Source organism: Candidatus Schekmanbacteria bacterium RIFCSPLOWO2_02_FULL_38_14, assembly GCA_001790855.1.
Classification (GTDB): Bacteria; Schekmanbacteria; GWA2-38-11; order GWA2-38-11; family GWA2-38-11; genus 2-02-FULL-38-14-A.
Map to the genome: position 1 here is coordinate 18,977 of MGDH01000016.1, position 15,420 is coordinate 34,396.

Sequence of the window (15,420 nt, forward strand, 5' to 3'; positions counted from 1 at the left end):
GAAACATTTTTAAGATGCGAGCAATAATAATTTCTATAAGTATTCTTTCCTTATTTCTTTTTTCTTCCTGTTATTATCTGGTTGGTTCTGGCAGTTCAGAGGCAGGTAAGGAAATAGAAAGCCTTGCAATACCTGTTTTGAAAAATAAGACAGACGTTCCGGGAATTGAGATAACAATAACAGATGCAATGATAAAGGAATTCACAGCCTTTTCACCTAAAATGATTACTGATACTGAACACGCAAAAGCAATAATACATGGTAATGTTGTCTTTTATAATCTTGAAACAGTAACTGCTGATACAAGGGACAAAGTGTTTGAATACAGGCTAAGGATAAAGCTTGAAATAACCTTAAAGGATATTGATGAAAGCAATATCCTCTATCAGAACAAAGATTTTGAATGGTTCATTGACTTTAAAGTACCAAGAGATTCAATCTCAAGAAAAAGAGAGGAAGAGTACGCCTGTGCAAGGCTTGCACAAAAACTTTCCAAAAAACTTGTAGGCGAGATTTTTGAAGGATTTTAGAATTAAATCCTTAAATCTTACGGACTTGCAAGCTTTCCGCCTAAAGCATCAGCTTTTGACAGCAGCTTCTTTTTGTCTATTCAGCAGAGCATTAATCCTTCTTGTAATCCTTGAAATCTTTCTTGATGCAGTGTTCTTATGAAAAACCCTTTTTGCTGCTGCTTTATCAATAACCGGTATTGCCTTTTTCAGCAAGGCTTTTGCATTTTCTGAATCATTTGCTTCAACCGCAGACAGAATCTTTTTTACTGCAGTTTTTACACCGGATTTTACCATCCTGTTTCTTGTATTTCTTCTTATGCCCTGTCTGATTCTTTTTTCTGCTGACTTTGTATTTGCCAAATTCCCGTCTCCTTAAAGATTAAAAAATTTTGAGCATTTTCAATTACCACAAGGATTTATCTGCTGTCAAGAGAATTAACCTCTTTTTCAGCTTTTTTCATAAGCTCTCTCTTTCCCCTGAACTCCCTGACTGCCATAAGATGCTCAGTATAACTCTTTGAAAATTTGTGATACCCTTCATTTGTGGAAACAAAATAAAGGTAATTTTCTCTGGCAGGATACATGGCTGCAAGGATTGCTTCCTTTCCCGGGTTTGCAATTGGACCCGGAGGCAACCCTCTGTATTTGTATGTATTATACGGTGAATCAATCTGTAACGAACTGTTTTTAAGAACTCCGTCAAAGCTGTCTTCAATCACATAAATAATTGTGGGGTCGCATTGGAGAGGCATATTTTTTCTTAACCTGTTGTGCAGCACAGCAGAAACAAGCCCTTTTTCTTCCGCAGATTTTGCCTCTTTTTCAACGATTGAAGCAAGAATTACAACTTCATGTATGCTTAATTTCATCTCATCAGTTTTCCTTTTGAAAGCGTCAGTAAAAACCTCATGAAAACGGCTTACCATTTTTGTAAGAATAAACCCCTCGCCACTTCCTTTGGTAAACTCATATGTATCAGGGAAAAGATACCCCTCAAGAGATAATGCGCCTATACCAAGTGATTTTATGAATTCCCTGTCATGGGCAAGTTTTAAAAATTTTTTCTTGTCAATAAGCTGCTCTTTAAGGAGAAGTTTCGCAATCTGGTTTAAGGTAAATCCCTCAGGAATAGTAACATAATGCTTCCTGTATGCCCCTTTCTCAAGGGTCTGATAAATCTCAAGCGGCGCCATAGTAGCTCTGAGTTCATATTCTCCTGCCTTAATCACAGGAGATTTGCTGTTAATCCTGCACATCAGGGTAAAAAACATTGGGTGTGAAATGATTTCCTCTTTTACAAGAATATAGGCTGCCTCCTTTATTCCCGTGCCTTTGGGAATCTCAATTACCTTTGTTCTCTGGTCATTGTTAAGAGGAGTATAAGGATAATCCCACAACACTCTGACAAAAGTAAAAACCGCAAGTATAAGAAAGACTAAAACAAGTGCTATATATTTTCCCAAAACCAGGGCTCTCCTTTAAAAGAATTACATAGATTAAAGACAGATTACACAGATTATCTTATCTATTTAGTTATAAGTTATAAGTCACAGGTTATAAGTTTTTTTTGAATCCAGATATCCCTGAAGTATCAAAACTGCTGAAAGCCTGTCTCTCATTTGCTTTCTTTTTTCCCTTCTTATCCCTTTTTCAATAAGAACTCTTTCAGCCTCTTTTGATGTAAACCTTTCATCCCATGGGTTCATTTGAATATCTATAGATTTTTTAAGGTGCTCTATGAATTTTAATGTTTTTTCTCCCTGCTCTCCTATCCCGCCGTAAAGGTTCTTAGGAATCCCGTAAACAATCTCCTTTACTTCATGCTTATCTATGAGTTCTTTTAACTTTCTTGAATCCTCTTCTATCCTTGTCCTCTTTATGGTTTCAAGCCCTGAGGCAATAATTCCTGATTCATCACTTAAAGCCACACCTATAAACCTGTCCCCAATATCAAGTCCAAGAATTCTCATGTTTTCAAGAATTAGCAAAGAAACCCAAATTTATCAAGGAATTTGAATTGACAAACCCCCTCTCAGCTTCTAATATAAAATTCTAAGCTTGGTGAAAAACTATGCTTGAAATTAGCAAAACCTGTAGAAATAGACCTTTAGGTCTATTATTAAAACTATATGGAACTACCTATAAAATTTGACAATAAAAAGCTTAATCATCTGGTCAAAAAATACAATATTTCCTTAATTGTTTTATTTGGCTCTTATACAAAAGGAATCAGAAATAAAAATAGCGATATTGATATTGGTATTTATTTAAAAAATCTTATTAATGATAGTAAAGAGTTTCAGCTTTTGACTGATCTTATAAAAATATTTAAAAATGATTCTTTAGATGTGGCTATATTAAATTATGCATCACCTTTGCTTTTATTTGAAGTAGCAAAAAAAGGTAAGCTAATTGCTGAGAGAAAAAAAGGTGATTTTTTAAAGTTTAAGATTATGGCATTTAAAAAATACTGGGAAACAAAAAAATTCCGCACTTTAAGAAAAACCTTCCTCAACAATACAATTTCAAGGAGCTAAGATTGATTGCTTCCAGTGATTTAGGAGTCATAACTGAAAAATTGATTCTATTGAGACAATACCTTGGAGAACTTTCAGAAATTAAAGATATAACCTTCAATTACTACATGGGAAATAAAATTGTTAAAAGAGGAGCAGAAAGACTCCTTCAGCTCTTGGTGGAAGTTGCAAGCGATATAAATGGAGCTCTCCTAACAATGGGGGATAAAACTCCCCCAGAAAGTTATTACGAGTCATTTATCAAGGCAGGCAAGGCTGGATTAATACCGGATCAGTTGGCTAAAAGGCTTGCTCCAAGTTCTGGGCTTCGAAATAGAATAGTTCATGAATATGGTGAATATAAAGATAGCATTGTTTATAAAAATATTAAAAGTATACACAAAAATTATAGCGATTATTTAAGATCCATAAACAATTATCTTCAGAAAAAGAAAATATAAAAGCAAATCTTCCTCAGAATCTCTAACTCAACTAAATATTTATGAAAGATAAAGAGTTATCTCCTGAAAACCAGTTAATCCTGAATTGTGCCACAACGGCTATGGATGAAAATGTTTGTGCATCAAACCTTGATATGATAAAAAAAGGCTTGAACTGGGAGCATATCTATGAAACAGCAAAAAACCACAATGTCGCCCCCCTGATGTATCCAAACCTGAAGGAACTCAACAACAACCATCCAATACCTCAGAATATCCTTTTCAAGTTCAGAAAATCCTATCACAGCAACGGCATTCGCAACACAAGGCTCTATAACGAGCTTGCAATATTGCTAAAAGAGTTCAAAGAAAATGGAATTGAGGTAATGTTTATTAAAGGCGCTGCCCTTGCAATTCTTGTTTACAAAAACATCGCCCTCCGTCCAATGAGTGATGTGGATATTTTGATTAAAAAAGAGGATGCTGAAAAGGTTGAAGAGATTTTAGTTAAGAATGGTTATAAAGAAGATATCCCTTTGCGAAGAAAATATTTTTCTGAACTTTTTCCCTATTTGTCTCCCTATGTAAAAACAAATATCTTAACCGTAGAAATTAAATGGGGACTCTTTGGCTACTGGCCAAATGGGTTTAAACCTGGCTTTAATGATTTTTCCAAAAGTTCAAAATTTATTATAATAAATAATTTAACAGTTCTAATTCCTTCAATAGAAAATATGGTAGAATTAGTTTGGCGTCATGCTAAAAAACATAAAATCGTTGGCGAGCAACAATTACTGTCGTATTGTGATTTAGCTGAGCTTGAGAGGAGCTACGGGAAGGAGATTAAGCATAAGTTTAAATATATTCTTACTCCTGAAGAAATTTTAGAGGATGAGAAAAATAATTCTAAGGATTTATATTTTATCCCAGGCGTATATGACAGGATTAAATCAATAAATGGGATATATAATAAATTACTTTATATTTTTGGATCTCTCTTCCCAAATAGAGAATTTATAATTAAGCGTTATAAGATAAGGAATAAAAAATCAGTTTATTTATATTTTTTATTAAGGCCTTCTATATTAATTTTAAACATGCTAAAAAGCCTTTTATTTAAAATAAAAAAATCCCTTTTTTAACTATGATGCATAAACTTTTCTTGAGAAAACTATACTAACCAATAACTTACCCATTCTGCAAATCTTTGGTGTAAAGAATAGAACAATTATTTTCTAAATTGGAGAAGTGGTTCGTCATAGCATTTTATGATTTGCTTTTTACTTGCTTAAACATTGCTATTAAAACATGTCCCAAGAACATAGGTGATGAAACAAAATTTCGTTTCCACAATCGCCAAGGCTCTAGCATTAACCTTGGTAACCATTCTAATCCAAGATGTTGTAACCATACAGGTGCTCGCTTTTTTGTACCAGCAAAATAATCGAATGCTGCTCCAACTGCACCAATAAATGAAACGTTAAGCTTATCTTTATTATGATATATCCATTTTTCCTGTTTTGGAGCAGTCATGCCCACCCAAAGCACATCAGGTTTTGCATTGTTGATTGCCTCAATCATAAAGCTATTATCTTCTTTGCTAAAGTCTTCCTTAAAAGGGGGAGAATATGTCCCTGCAATTTTTATGTTTGGAAAAACAACCTTCATCCTATCTTTTATTTTTTCAAGAGTTTTCTCTGTTGAACCAAGAAAAAAATAACTATATTTTCTTTTTTTATTCAAAACATTACTGAGACCTATAAAAACATCACTTCCTGTAATCCGATCATAAATATTCCCTCCTAATATTTTTGAAGCGATCACAATCCCAACTCCATCTGGTGTTACAAGGTCAGCATTTTCTATTGCCGCACTAAAATCAGAGTCATTTCTTGCAAGTTCCAATGAATGCGGATTAGCACAAATAAAATACTTGTGCTTTTCTATGTTTTCAAGCCATCTAAGAATTGTAGAAATGCATTCTGTTTTCGATAGCGTGGTAATATTATAATCAAGTATTGACTCATGTGTTTTCATTTTTTCTCTCTATCTATTATTTTCAATTGCTTTTTGATAAATGCCTATTAATATTTCAAAATTTTTCTCAAATGTATATTTCGCCTCAAACTCTGCACGAGCATTCTTACCCATCTCTATAGATGCATTAGTATTGTCTAACATCCATTTTATCTTTAAAGCAAGGTCATCAGGATTACCTGGTTCAAAAAAAAGTCCAGTTTTTCCATCCTCTACAATTTCCTCCATTACACCAAGTCGTGAGGCAATAATAGGCTTACCACATGCAAAAGCTTCAATAACTGGTTTGCCAAAAGTCTCATAACATTCTGAAGTAAAAAATAAAAACATAGAATTCTTTATATTTTCTATAACTTCTTCCCAAGGAAGATAACCACATATTTTAACATTTTCCAATTTATGTTTAATAATAAATTCTTCTATATCCTTTTTCAAAGAACCATCTCCTATTATTTTCAATACAATACCTTTTGAATCTATTTTCTTCCATGATTTCAATAGTGTCATTACTCCTTTTTCAGAAGTAAGTCTTCCAACAAAAAGTACAAATTTTTTAAAATTAAAATGAGGTTCTAAATTATTTTTGATAAAATTTGGTTTTACAAATATTTTCTCCGCTGGCAGGCTAGCCTTTATAAATTTTGATTTAGAAAACTCTGTTAAAATAATGAATGCATCTATTTTGGTATTCCATGTTCCTATAATTCTATGAAGATATTCCATAAAAGCCATCACTAGTGAAGAAGTTCTAGAATTTCTATAACAACCATTTAGAAAGGCATTATAAGGTATTCTCCCTATACAATCCTCACATGTCTTACCATTTCTGAAAAGAAGACCATTCACACAAAATATTCTATAGTTGTGTAAAGTTTGAACTACAGGAATTCCAGCATCTTTACAGGCATAATAGGCCGATGGTGAGATTGTGTAAAAAATGTTATGAAAATGACATAAATCTGGTTTTTCTTTTTTTATTATAGACTTAAGTTCTTTATAACTCTTTAAAGACCATACAATATTGATTGGTAATTGTAATTTATTTTTAAACCTATAAGATAAAATTTCGTCATTATATTTTGTATATGTTATTACTTCTATCCCTTTTTTTTTCAAAAGTTCTAATTCATCTTTAAAGACAATATCTTCACCGCTTGGAGCTGTGGAAATATAGAAATTATGCACAAACAGTATTTTCATTTGTTGACCTTTTCACAAATGTTTTGGAATACAAATTTTTTCTATATTTTGCAAAATATGTAAAATAAGTATACAGAACACCCAAATAATACCAGAATACCACACTAGTTGCTCGACTGTCGAGCGTAGGATTAAACAATGAATCAAAAATTATAAGCATCAAAATAAGTATCACAATATTGAGAGAAACATTTTTTTTGCCATTGCTTTTTTCTATGCTCTTGTTCAAAAAATGAATCTTGAATATTCCATAAACAATTGTAAGATATGCTATCATAAGAAGCATACCACCTTGTAATAAAAACGAAATAATTTGACTTTCACTGCCAGGGTTTAAACCGCCGAGGGAGGCAGCACTGGTATAAGCTCCCAAACCATCACCTTGAAAAAGGTGTTCTGGAATCATTTCACCCCAGAACATAACCCTTGCCCCTAACGACGCTGAAAAAAGCATTCTGCGCAAATAGCTGCTTTTTACCCCACCCATCATAAACTCATCTAGTTCATTTAATAAAACAGGATTAAAATATATAAGAAAAAATATGCACAAAATGACACCCGTCAACACCATCAAACGTTTTTTGTTTATAATATACTTTATTACAATAATTGCTATCATTAATCCCACCAATGACCCTCTCGAACCTACCAGTATAAGTGCTCCTATCAAACAAACATATATTATCCATTTAATAGGCACTTTGAGAAATGTACCGTTGTAGTAATATACGAAAAATATCCCAATAATAAAATATATCGCCGCTTCCCTGAGACCAGAAAAAATCGATATATATCTGTAAACACCCATATCAGCAAAATAGTTACCTCCTATAGTTGCATAACCACTACTTAGCCATGCCTTCTCAAAAGAGAAATAATTGTTCACCCGCTGAAGAAAAATATAAACAGTCCCAATAATAACAACTAAAAATATAAAATTGGAAAATTTATCTTTAAAAAAATCATAGTCATAATTGTTTTTCAGGACTGTTTCTTTACCAAAAAAGTAGAAAAAAATATAAATTACAAATATCTTAATATAAGCTATTGAAACCAATACATTTGACAGAAAAATTACGCCTGAAACAAATAATGAAAATAAAAAAAAGAATATTTTCTTATTTATAAAAAACAGGTGTTTACTTTTACATATTATATAAAACAGCAAGAAAAAATCTGGAATTAGAAGCAAAGTATTATATAGAATACCCGGATCGCCACCAATAAACAAAAACCTTTTAAAGAAATTTGACAATATTATTAATGCCGCAAGGAAAATCAAATAGCTTCTAAAAAGAATGCCAAATAAAGATGCAATAGACATATACAAACTAAAAATCAAAAAAAACATTGGAGTGCCCCCCATCGGTTAGACACAAAGAACCTCTGAGGATAGTAGGGTTTGACGAGTTCTATTTTTTATCTTTGCCACCAAGGATTCGTATTCATTTGGTGGTTGGTGGACAATCTCCCAAGGCTGAATACAGCATCTTCTCATTGTACACTTCTTCGATAAAATAGGGAATGCGTTCCTTCACATCCTCAAAGGTTCTGTAGCCCCAAAAGGTATACTCCTCGTCCTTAAGGGTTTTGATAAAGCTTTCCGCAGTCCAGCTGCTTTGAGATCATCTACGTATTAACGAATGGCAATTTACATACGAGCGCCGACAACTATAAACTCTTCCATTTGTTTATCCCCCAATCCCCAATTATCACCATTATAAACATATGAACGCCGACCTTCCACCATATCGATGATTAAATTTTTAACATAATCCTTCTGTGTATAAACAATATTGGCTTTATCCAAATAGCTTTTTGATGGGATAAACTTACACCCCACTCCAGCCAAAATCTCCACTAAATGGTATGGTAGTTTTAACTTATTAAGAACTTTTTTCAAAAACACATATGAAGGCTTTTTCCATTTTGAATCATGATCAATATGATACAAACTTAAAGGCTTCTTAAAAACATACTGCTTTGCGCCTGATAAATGTGCCATGTATAGGAGCAGATCATCTGCTCCAGGGCTTATCCCTTCAGGAAAACCATGGATTAAATGCCACCTCTCCCTAGAAAACAGCATAAAATCACCTGGAGCCTTGTCATGAAGAATGGGAATTTTTCTCTTTAACAAAAATTCAAATGGACCTGGAGTATACATATCAATAATGTTTTGTTCACAGTATTTTAACTGCTCATCAATCGTTGTGATATCTAAAACCCTTCTATTCACATCACATCGATCTATACGATACATTTTATCTTTTTCGAGTTTTTTGTTCGCAAAAAAATCAACTAGTTCTTCTGACAATAAAATGTCTATTACCGTAGACAGTATAAACTCACCTCTTGCCCTTCTGATTCCAACATTCCATGGAGTCAAATCGCGAATACTATAATCTTCAGACCAGTCATAGTTCCCAACTGTAGATGAAGGAACAACAACTGTGCGAACCCTACAATAACCTAATTTAGAAGGCCATGAATATATATCCTTTATTAAGGGCCTACCATTAGGAGGAATCCATTCTACAAGTATCAATTCAGATGATATTTTCTTTCTCTCCATTTGAGAAATAATGCCATCTATGCACACCTGCATCCTACGATACATATTAGCACTATGATTGTCGTTTCTAGATACAATTACGATACTTAAATAAGGATTGTCCTGTAATTGATTCTTTTCCGCTCCATGCATAAATTCACTTCTTACATATAGAATGTGTTTCTAAAAAATCTTTTGCTTGTTTATACCTTTTTGGGGTGCCTATATCAATCAATCTCTCTCTGGTATAAAAACCATAGATACACTGCCCTACAAGTTTAGGGAAAATATCATTTTCAAGCGAACACTTTATACCTGAAGGTATTGCAGATAGAATACTCCTGTCAAAGAGATAAATGCCAGCACTAACCAGCTTCCCGCTGCCGTCCATTTTTTCATTAAATTTGACAATTCTACCCAAATCATCAAGAACTATAGATCCAAAATCTCTCGCGTTTTGAATTTCGGTAACCACTATGGATAAATGGGACTTCTTTTTTATATGAAAATCAACAAAATTTGCCAGATCAACATGACAAAAGGAGTCTCCATTTATAATCAAAAATGGACTAGATCTTATAAATTTATCAGCATTTTTTATTGCACCCGCAGTACCAAGAGGTGTCTTTTCTTCTGAAAAAACCAATTCAAATGAATGCTCTTTATCATTGTAATAATCTTTTACATAATCTGTCATATAGCCGGTGCAAAGGATGAAACGCTTAAAACCATAGGAGGATATATATTCAACTAATATATCAAGTAAAGGTCTGCCATTAATCTCAGCCATCGGTTTAGGTCTATCGTTTACAACTTTTTTTAAACGTGTACCCTCACCACCAATTAAAATCAAAGCGTCAATGTCTTTCATGTGTAAATTAATAGAAATCTTGTGTGGAATATAAAACCACTTGGCTCCCTAACTTTTCAAAACCTAAAGGAACATATATAAGATTTTTTAATTTTTCCTTTATATGGTTGTGATATTCAGGCTTGGCAAATAAAAGTATAAAACCACCGCCTCCAGCACCAAGCAGTTTACCACCTAAGGCACCTGCTTTTATTGAAACCTCATAAATTTCATCTATCCTGCCGTTAGTTATTAAACTGGTAAGATTTTTCTTTATAATCCATGATTCATGAAGTAGTTTGCCAAAATCAGTGAGATCATTTGAATCACGGTCAAGAATACTAATGGCTTCACCCACCATTTGCTTCATTGCACTTAATTCAGATATTTTGTTGTTGAGTTGTTTTATCTGTTCGACAGCAATGTTAGATGCATTCCTTGAAAATCCAGTAAAGAATAATAGGAGATGAGATTGAAGTATATCTATTTTTTCCTGTTGAATAGTAATGGGATAAACATAAAATTCCTCTTCTCCGCCAAATTCAATTTTGTTAAAGCCCCCGAACGTCGTAGCCACCTGATCCTGTGAACCCACATTTTCTTTGATTAATTTTTGCTCCACATGAATCGCATCTGAAGCCAACTGTCTTTTGGTTATAATTTTTCCTTTTAGAGCGTAGAGCGCGTTTAGCAATCCCACAGTAAAAGATGAGCTGGAACCTATTCCTGAACGTGCAGGGACATCGCTTGTATGTACTATTTCCACGCCTCTATCAATCCCCATAAATCTCAAACACTCACGAACCGCAGGATGTTTTATTTCGTCAATACTTTGAGTCTCCTCACGTATTCTATACCTGATTAAATTTTTATAATCGAAAAAAGGTGGAAGATATCTACAACTAATGTAGCAGTATTTATTAAATGTCGTGCTAAGAACAACACCTCCATGTCCTTTATACCAACCTGGATAATCCGTCCCACCACCAAAAAATGAAATACGAAACGGCGTTCTTGTAATAATCATATAAGAAACCTCTTGTAATCAATAATTAGTTGCATCAGCTTGCCTTAAATGCCACTTCGAAAAATTATAAATATAATTGAATTCAGGTTTTAAAACCTTAACACAAAAATAAGATTCATATTCACCTTCTCTAAAACCGATTTCTTCGACCACTTTACGAACCATCGTTCCCGGAACGGCCCATGTTGTAATTTTATTTGCTCCCAGTTCTTTCAGATGCCAACATGCCCCAATAAAAAGCCTCTTTAATTTCCTGCTATCTTTCAACGAGCATTCAAAATCAACAATATCTCCGTAAGACGTCTTTGTAACAGGGTCTACGAACTTTTTTATAATTGCAAACTCACCAGTATCAATCGTGACAATTGAATATGAATACATTGGATTTAGAGCATAACGCCAAAAACGATATTTTTGCGAATCTTGAAAAATTATTATGCTATCCTGCTGCTTTTTGATCTCCGGGAAAACAGTCTTCTTTGTCACAGATTCGCATTTTGTTCCATTATTTACAATATCAGCCAAATAATCAAGAATTAATATTCGCAATGCACCGATTGTTTTAAAACCAAATGAGCGTTCACAGGGCAATTTTGCCCTCTTATTGGCAAAAATACACAATACGTCCAAATCATTGAAGTTGCCGATTGCTGCTTGCCCTAATCTAGTAAAATGGCCTTTTTCTCTCCAACGTGGTGCAATATTTAAGTGGTTTGCCTGCCCGCATATTAAATTATGCGTCAGTTTCCTTTTTTGTATCCCAAATATACCCACCAGCTCATTACCGCAAAAACCACACATCAAAACTACAGGAATCACTGTTTCAAAACATTGCCAAGTCCAAAATTCCTTTGGCCTTTTAATTTTATACATTGTACTGAGCAATGAATATATTACTGGAATATCTTCAGGTGTCGCTCGTCTGTAAATTATATTATCACTCATTTAACGAAATCACCACGCTCATCTCGCATAGACAATATAGGATTTTTGATAGGCCACCAAATGTTAAATCTTGGATCATTCCATTTGATTGTAAATTGTCTTGATGGATCATAATAATGAGACTGTTTATAATGAAAAATGGACTTTTCACTCAAACAGAGATGACCATTGCCATGTTTGGGTGGCACAAGTACCTGATGTTTATTAACATCAGACAATACAAAAGACTGCCATTTACCATAATTATTTGAAAATTCATCATAGTTGATGACCATTAAATAAAATTTGCCATGCAGACATGAAATTAGCTTCCACGTTCGGTCATCCCCATGCACGCCCTTTAATACTCCTCTTGTAGCAATCGAGATGTCATCTTCAACAAAGTCTATATCTATCCCTTTAGATTTGTACAATTCTTTACTATATATCTCAAAATATTCCCCCCTATGATCTTCAAAAAAAGTAGGTTTAATTAACAAAACACCACTTAGATATGTCTCGCACACTTCAATCATTGATTAATCTCCTCAATAAAATAATTTTTCTTGTTCAAATACTCGTTTTGATTATTCACAAACCAATCCCACGTCTCTTTCAAACCATCTCGCAGTGGCGTTGTAGGGTTATAACCAATTAATTCTTGGGCAAGAGTAATATCCATAACCCTTTTACGATATCCAGTTGGCTTAGTAGCATCAAACTCATAATTAAAATCAATAAAACTCCTCAATGCCTCAACCAATTCCCTAATGGAATAGCCTTTTCCACTACCTAAGTTGACAAAGCTTGATTTAGTTTCATAGTGTATCGCCTGTATAATACCTTCTGCAACATCCCTGCTATAAACAAAATCCCTTATGGAACTGCCGTCTCCCCATATAATTACAGGATTTTCTTTCTTGTAGATTCGGCACATGATGGAAGGAATCACCATAGCATTATCTGGATCAAAATTGTCGCCCGGTCCGTAAACATTTGAAGGTCTCACAACTGCAAAATTGTTAAGATTATACTGTACTTTATAAGCATGGACTTGAAGTTCTGCCATTCTTTTTGCCCAACCAGCAAAATCCATCGGCATACTGTCCAATTTATAATTAGACTCTTTAAAAACATCTGTGCTTGCATATGCACCGATTGAACTTGTATAGACAACTCTGCCCACTTTATTAACTCTGCATGCCTCCAAAACATTCGTGTTCATCATAACTGTTGGCACAAAATGACTTGCCAACTTATTTTCAGAAACAGCGGCTGACCCTTTAATACCTGCAAGATGAAAAACAAAGTTCATGCCTTTTGTTGCATCTTTGCAAAATTCAAAACTCGTTAGATCACCCAACACATGTTGGGCTTTGTTATTTACTTTAACTTTATCAAGAGATACTATTTTTACACATGCACCACAGTCACATAATATATTCACCACCTGCCTTCCAATCAAACCTGTTCCTCCTGTCACCAACACATTTTTACCAATAAAGCTTCCTAGTATTATATTGTCTATCACCCCATTCCTCCCTCCTAAATTTGGTTAACCCACAACTGGCATACCCATTGAACTACGCAATGTTTAACCTGCGAAATCTATCTATACTAAGCCCACTATCATCTGTGTTGCAAATAATGCCAGCTGCTGTTATGCGTGACTTTGCGGCTTGTAATCGTTCACGCATTGTCAGTTCGGTGACCTTATTAGAAAGATTGTATGACTCCATTCCATGTGTTTCCATATAACAACTTGCCAGCACATATTTAGGCTTATGCTTCAGAATAAATTCAACAGTTTCATTAATATCGTCTTTAGTTTCTCCGGGAAATCCAATAATAATATGGGTATCAAATTCTACATAACAAATCTCGTTGAGAAGTCCAAAAATTTTGTCAAGATCACTTCTGCTATACGGCCTGTTCATCAATTTCAAAATTCGATCTGATGCTGATTGAATTGGCAGATTTAGATGACGAATATTTCCTTTTGCCAAAAAATTGCTAATTTCTTCATAAAACAAAACAAAGCCCTCGGGGTTAAAATTATTTAAAGCAATCTTCAATTTAGGGTTAATTTTCAGCAAATTGTGCATCAAAGATGGAAGATTTGTTCCAATATCGCAACCATAATCACCAAGGCTATCAGATATTAAAATGATTTCATAACAACCTGTTTTTTCAACCATGCGTCGACAAGCCTCAACTATCTCATTTTCAGGAAAACTACGATAAGGAGGAAACGCCAATTTCTCAGAACAATATGTACATTTATAGTTACATCCTTCAGATACTAATATTTTTATGAATTGATCATGGAATGTTACGTCCTTGTTCGGATTCTCCTTTCTAAATTTATCTACATCTTCACAAACATTTTCTTGAATGAATACAGAACAAACATTATCGAAATTAACCACCCCGCGCCCAAAATATTCTTCCATTTTCTTTTTATCATCGCGCCAGTTAATAACGTATCCGCTAAATCCTTCTGCAAGTTCTTGTGGTACTATATCTGGCAAACAACCTGCTACTATCAATTTTGCATTATATTCATTTTGATATCGTTTAACTTCGGCTAATGAATTATCTTTATGATCTCTTCTAAAACCACAAGTCCAAAGCAAAATAACTTCACTATCTTGGGGCTTGCCTACTATTTCATGACCATTTTTAACAAGAAAAGAACGATATTGTTCCAACTCCGCCTTGCGCGTAGCACAAGCACTAAGCCATTTAATAAATACTTTCATATAAGATTATTAGTTACAAACCTTTGATACTATTTTTATAGTTGCACCGGCATTATAAAGAAACTTAAACTTCTATTATAAAATCAACATCGTTATTGGATTTATATTTATCAATAAACTTCTTTGCTAACAAATAAGTTTTGGATGGATTAGTTCTATCGTCTTCCAATAAACAATTTAAAGAATTTTCAATTGTCTTTGATTGAATAGCAGCCATCGATAAAACCAAATCTCTAATGTGTCCACTATCAGTCTTGTCAGTGTAATAACATTCAACAATCTCCAGCGCAAAATCATAAAAATATGTCAGAATTGCTGTAAGCAACAACACTTCTATATTCCTTTTAAAAAAGTTTCTATTTTTATTTGCTGGATCAAAAGGATCTTTAAAATACAATGCATCTGCAGCGGGTTCGAAACAGGCATAATGCATTAAAGAAGCGACTGGAGAAATCAACGAATGCACACCTCCTAACGCACCAATATCAATAAATCCCAATGGGCATTCAGAAAAAGAAGCGTGAAGACTAGACTGCTTAAAATAAGGATTATTTACTATAGAATTCAATAGTAACATAATCGTCTACTTCCAACATCT

At 33.8% G+C, this 15,420-nt stretch carries 18 protein-coding genes; 4 read left to right on the forward strand and 14 right to left on the reverse strand.

Annotation, left to right across the window (positions count from 1 at the left end; genetic code table 11):
- Positions 1-14 precede the first annotated feature (14 nt).
- Entirely contained in the window at positions 15-530 is a 516-nt protein-coding gene (locus A3H37_06170; GenBank protein OGL50443.1) for a hypothetical protein, read from the forward strand.
- A 48-nt stretch (positions 531-578) separates the two neighbouring features.
- Here A3H37_06170 and A3H37_06175 read toward each other — a convergent pair whose 3' ends face one another.
- The 3 genes from A3H37_06175 to A3H37_06185 all read right to left on the reverse strand — a co-directional run bounded on the left by A3H37_06175 (position 579) and on the right by A3H37_06185 (position 2,482).
- Positions 579-872: a 30S ribosomal protein S20 gene (locus A3H37_06175; GenBank protein ID OGL50444.1), complete on the reverse strand. Its 294-nt coding sequence runs from the start codon at positions 870-872 to the stop codon at positions 579-581.
- 56 nt (positions 873-928) lie between these two features.
- Positions 929-1,981: a hypothetical protein gene (locus tag A3H37_06180; protein OGL50445.1), complete on the reverse strand. Its 1,053-nt coding sequence runs from the start codon at positions 1,979-1,981 to the stop codon at positions 929-931.
- Positions 1,982-2,059: 78 nt separating this feature from the next.
- Positions 2,060-2,482, reverse strand: coding sequence for a Holliday junction DNA helicase RuvA (locus A3H37_06185; GenBank protein OGL50446.1), 423 nt, complete (start codon positions 2,480-2,482; stop codon positions 2,060-2,062).
- Between the two features lie 159 nt (positions 2,483-2,641).
- Here A3H37_06185 and A3H37_06190 point away from each other — a divergent pair, with 159 nt between their 5' ends.
- From A3H37_06190 to A3H37_06200, 3 genes are read left to right on the forward strand one after another with little or no spacing between them, the layout of a single operon-like run.
- Complete coding sequence (locus A3H37_06190) at positions 2,642-3,049, forward strand: hypothetical protein (GenBank protein ID OGL50447.1); 408 nt, start codon at positions 2,642-2,644, stop codon at positions 3,047-3,049.
- 2 nt (positions 3,050-3,051) lie between these two features.
- The gene (locus A3H37_06195; GenBank protein ID OGL50448.1) at positions 3,052-3,489 is read left to right on the forward strand and encodes a hypothetical protein; all 438 of its coding nucleotides are present in this window, start codon (positions 3,052-3,054) and stop codon (positions 3,487-3,489) included.
- Between the two features lie 41 nt (positions 3,490-3,530).
- A complete protein-coding gene (locus A3H37_06200) occupies positions 3,531-4,610 on the forward strand; it encodes a hypothetical protein (protein ID OGL50449.1) in 1,080 nt (359 codons plus the stop codon).
- A gap of 124 nt (positions 4,611-4,734) precedes the next feature.
- Here the strand turns inward: A3H37_06200 and A3H37_06205 are convergent, their stop codons facing one another.
- The 11 genes from A3H37_06205 to A3H37_06255 all read right to left on the reverse strand — a co-directional run bounded on the left by A3H37_06205 (position 4,735) and on the right by A3H37_06255 (position 15,399).
- The gene (locus tag A3H37_06205) at positions 4,735-5,505 is read right to left on the reverse strand and encodes an N-acetylglucosaminyldiphospho-UDP N-acetyl-beta-D-mannosaminyltransferase (GenBank protein OGL50450.1); all 771 of its coding nucleotides are present in this window, start codon (positions 5,503-5,505) and stop codon (positions 4,735-4,737) included.
- A gap of 9 nt (positions 5,506-5,514) precedes the next feature.
- Positions 5,515-6,705, reverse strand: coding sequence for a hypothetical protein (locus A3H37_06210; GenBank protein OGL50451.1), 1,191 nt, complete (start codon positions 6,703-6,705; stop codon positions 5,515-5,517).
- Positions 6,683-8,056: a hypothetical protein gene (locus tag A3H37_06215; GenBank protein OGL50452.1), complete on the reverse strand. Its 1,374-nt coding sequence runs from the start codon at positions 8,054-8,056 to the stop codon at positions 6,683-6,685. The genes A3H37_06210 and A3H37_06215 overlap by 23 nt, the downstream gene beginning before the upstream one ends.
- A 300-nt stretch (positions 8,057-8,356) precedes the next feature.
- Complete coding sequence (locus tag A3H37_06220; protein OGL50453.1) at positions 8,357-9,412, reverse strand: hypothetical protein; 1,056 nt, start codon at positions 9,410-9,412, stop codon at positions 8,357-8,359.
- A gap of 4 nt (positions 9,413-9,416) precedes the next feature.
- Entirely contained in the window at positions 9,417-10,121 is a 705-nt protein-coding gene (locus A3H37_06225; GenBank protein ID OGL50495.1) for a hypothetical protein, read from the reverse strand.
- Positions 10,122-10,137: 16 nt separating this feature from the next.
- Complete coding sequence (locus A3H37_06230) at positions 10,138-11,136, reverse strand: kinase (GenBank protein OGL50454.1); 999 nt, start codon at positions 11,134-11,136, stop codon at positions 10,138-10,140.
- Positions 11,137-11,154: 18 nt separating this feature from the next.
- Entirely contained in the window at positions 11,155-12,081 is a 927-nt protein-coding gene (locus A3H37_06235; GenBank protein OGL50455.1) for a hypothetical protein, read from the reverse strand.
- Positions 12,078-12,596, reverse strand: coding sequence for a dTDP-4-dehydrorhamnose 3,5-epimerase (locus tag A3H37_06240; GenBank protein OGL50456.1), 519 nt, complete (start codon positions 12,594-12,596; stop codon positions 12,078-12,080). Before A3H37_06240 ends, A3H37_06235 begins: the two co-directional genes overlap by 4 nt.
- Entirely contained in the window at positions 12,593-13,591 is a 999-nt protein-coding gene (locus A3H37_06245; protein ID OGL50457.1) for a hypothetical protein, read from the reverse strand. The genes A3H37_06240 and A3H37_06245 overlap by 4 nt, the downstream gene beginning before the upstream one ends.
- 52 nt (positions 13,592-13,643) lie before the next feature.
- Positions 13,644-14,822 (reverse strand): hypothetical protein, encoded by a 1,179-nt coding sequence (locus A3H37_06250; GenBank protein ID OGL50458.1) that lies wholly within the window; start codon positions 14,820-14,822, stop codon positions 13,644-13,646.
- 64 nt (positions 14,823-14,886) lie between these two features.
- On the reverse strand, positions 14,887-15,399 hold the full coding sequence (locus A3H37_06255; GenBank protein OGL50459.1) for a hypothetical protein: 513 nt from the start codon (positions 15,397-15,399) through the stop codon (positions 14,887-14,889).
- Positions 15,400-15,420: the final 21 nt, after the last annotated feature.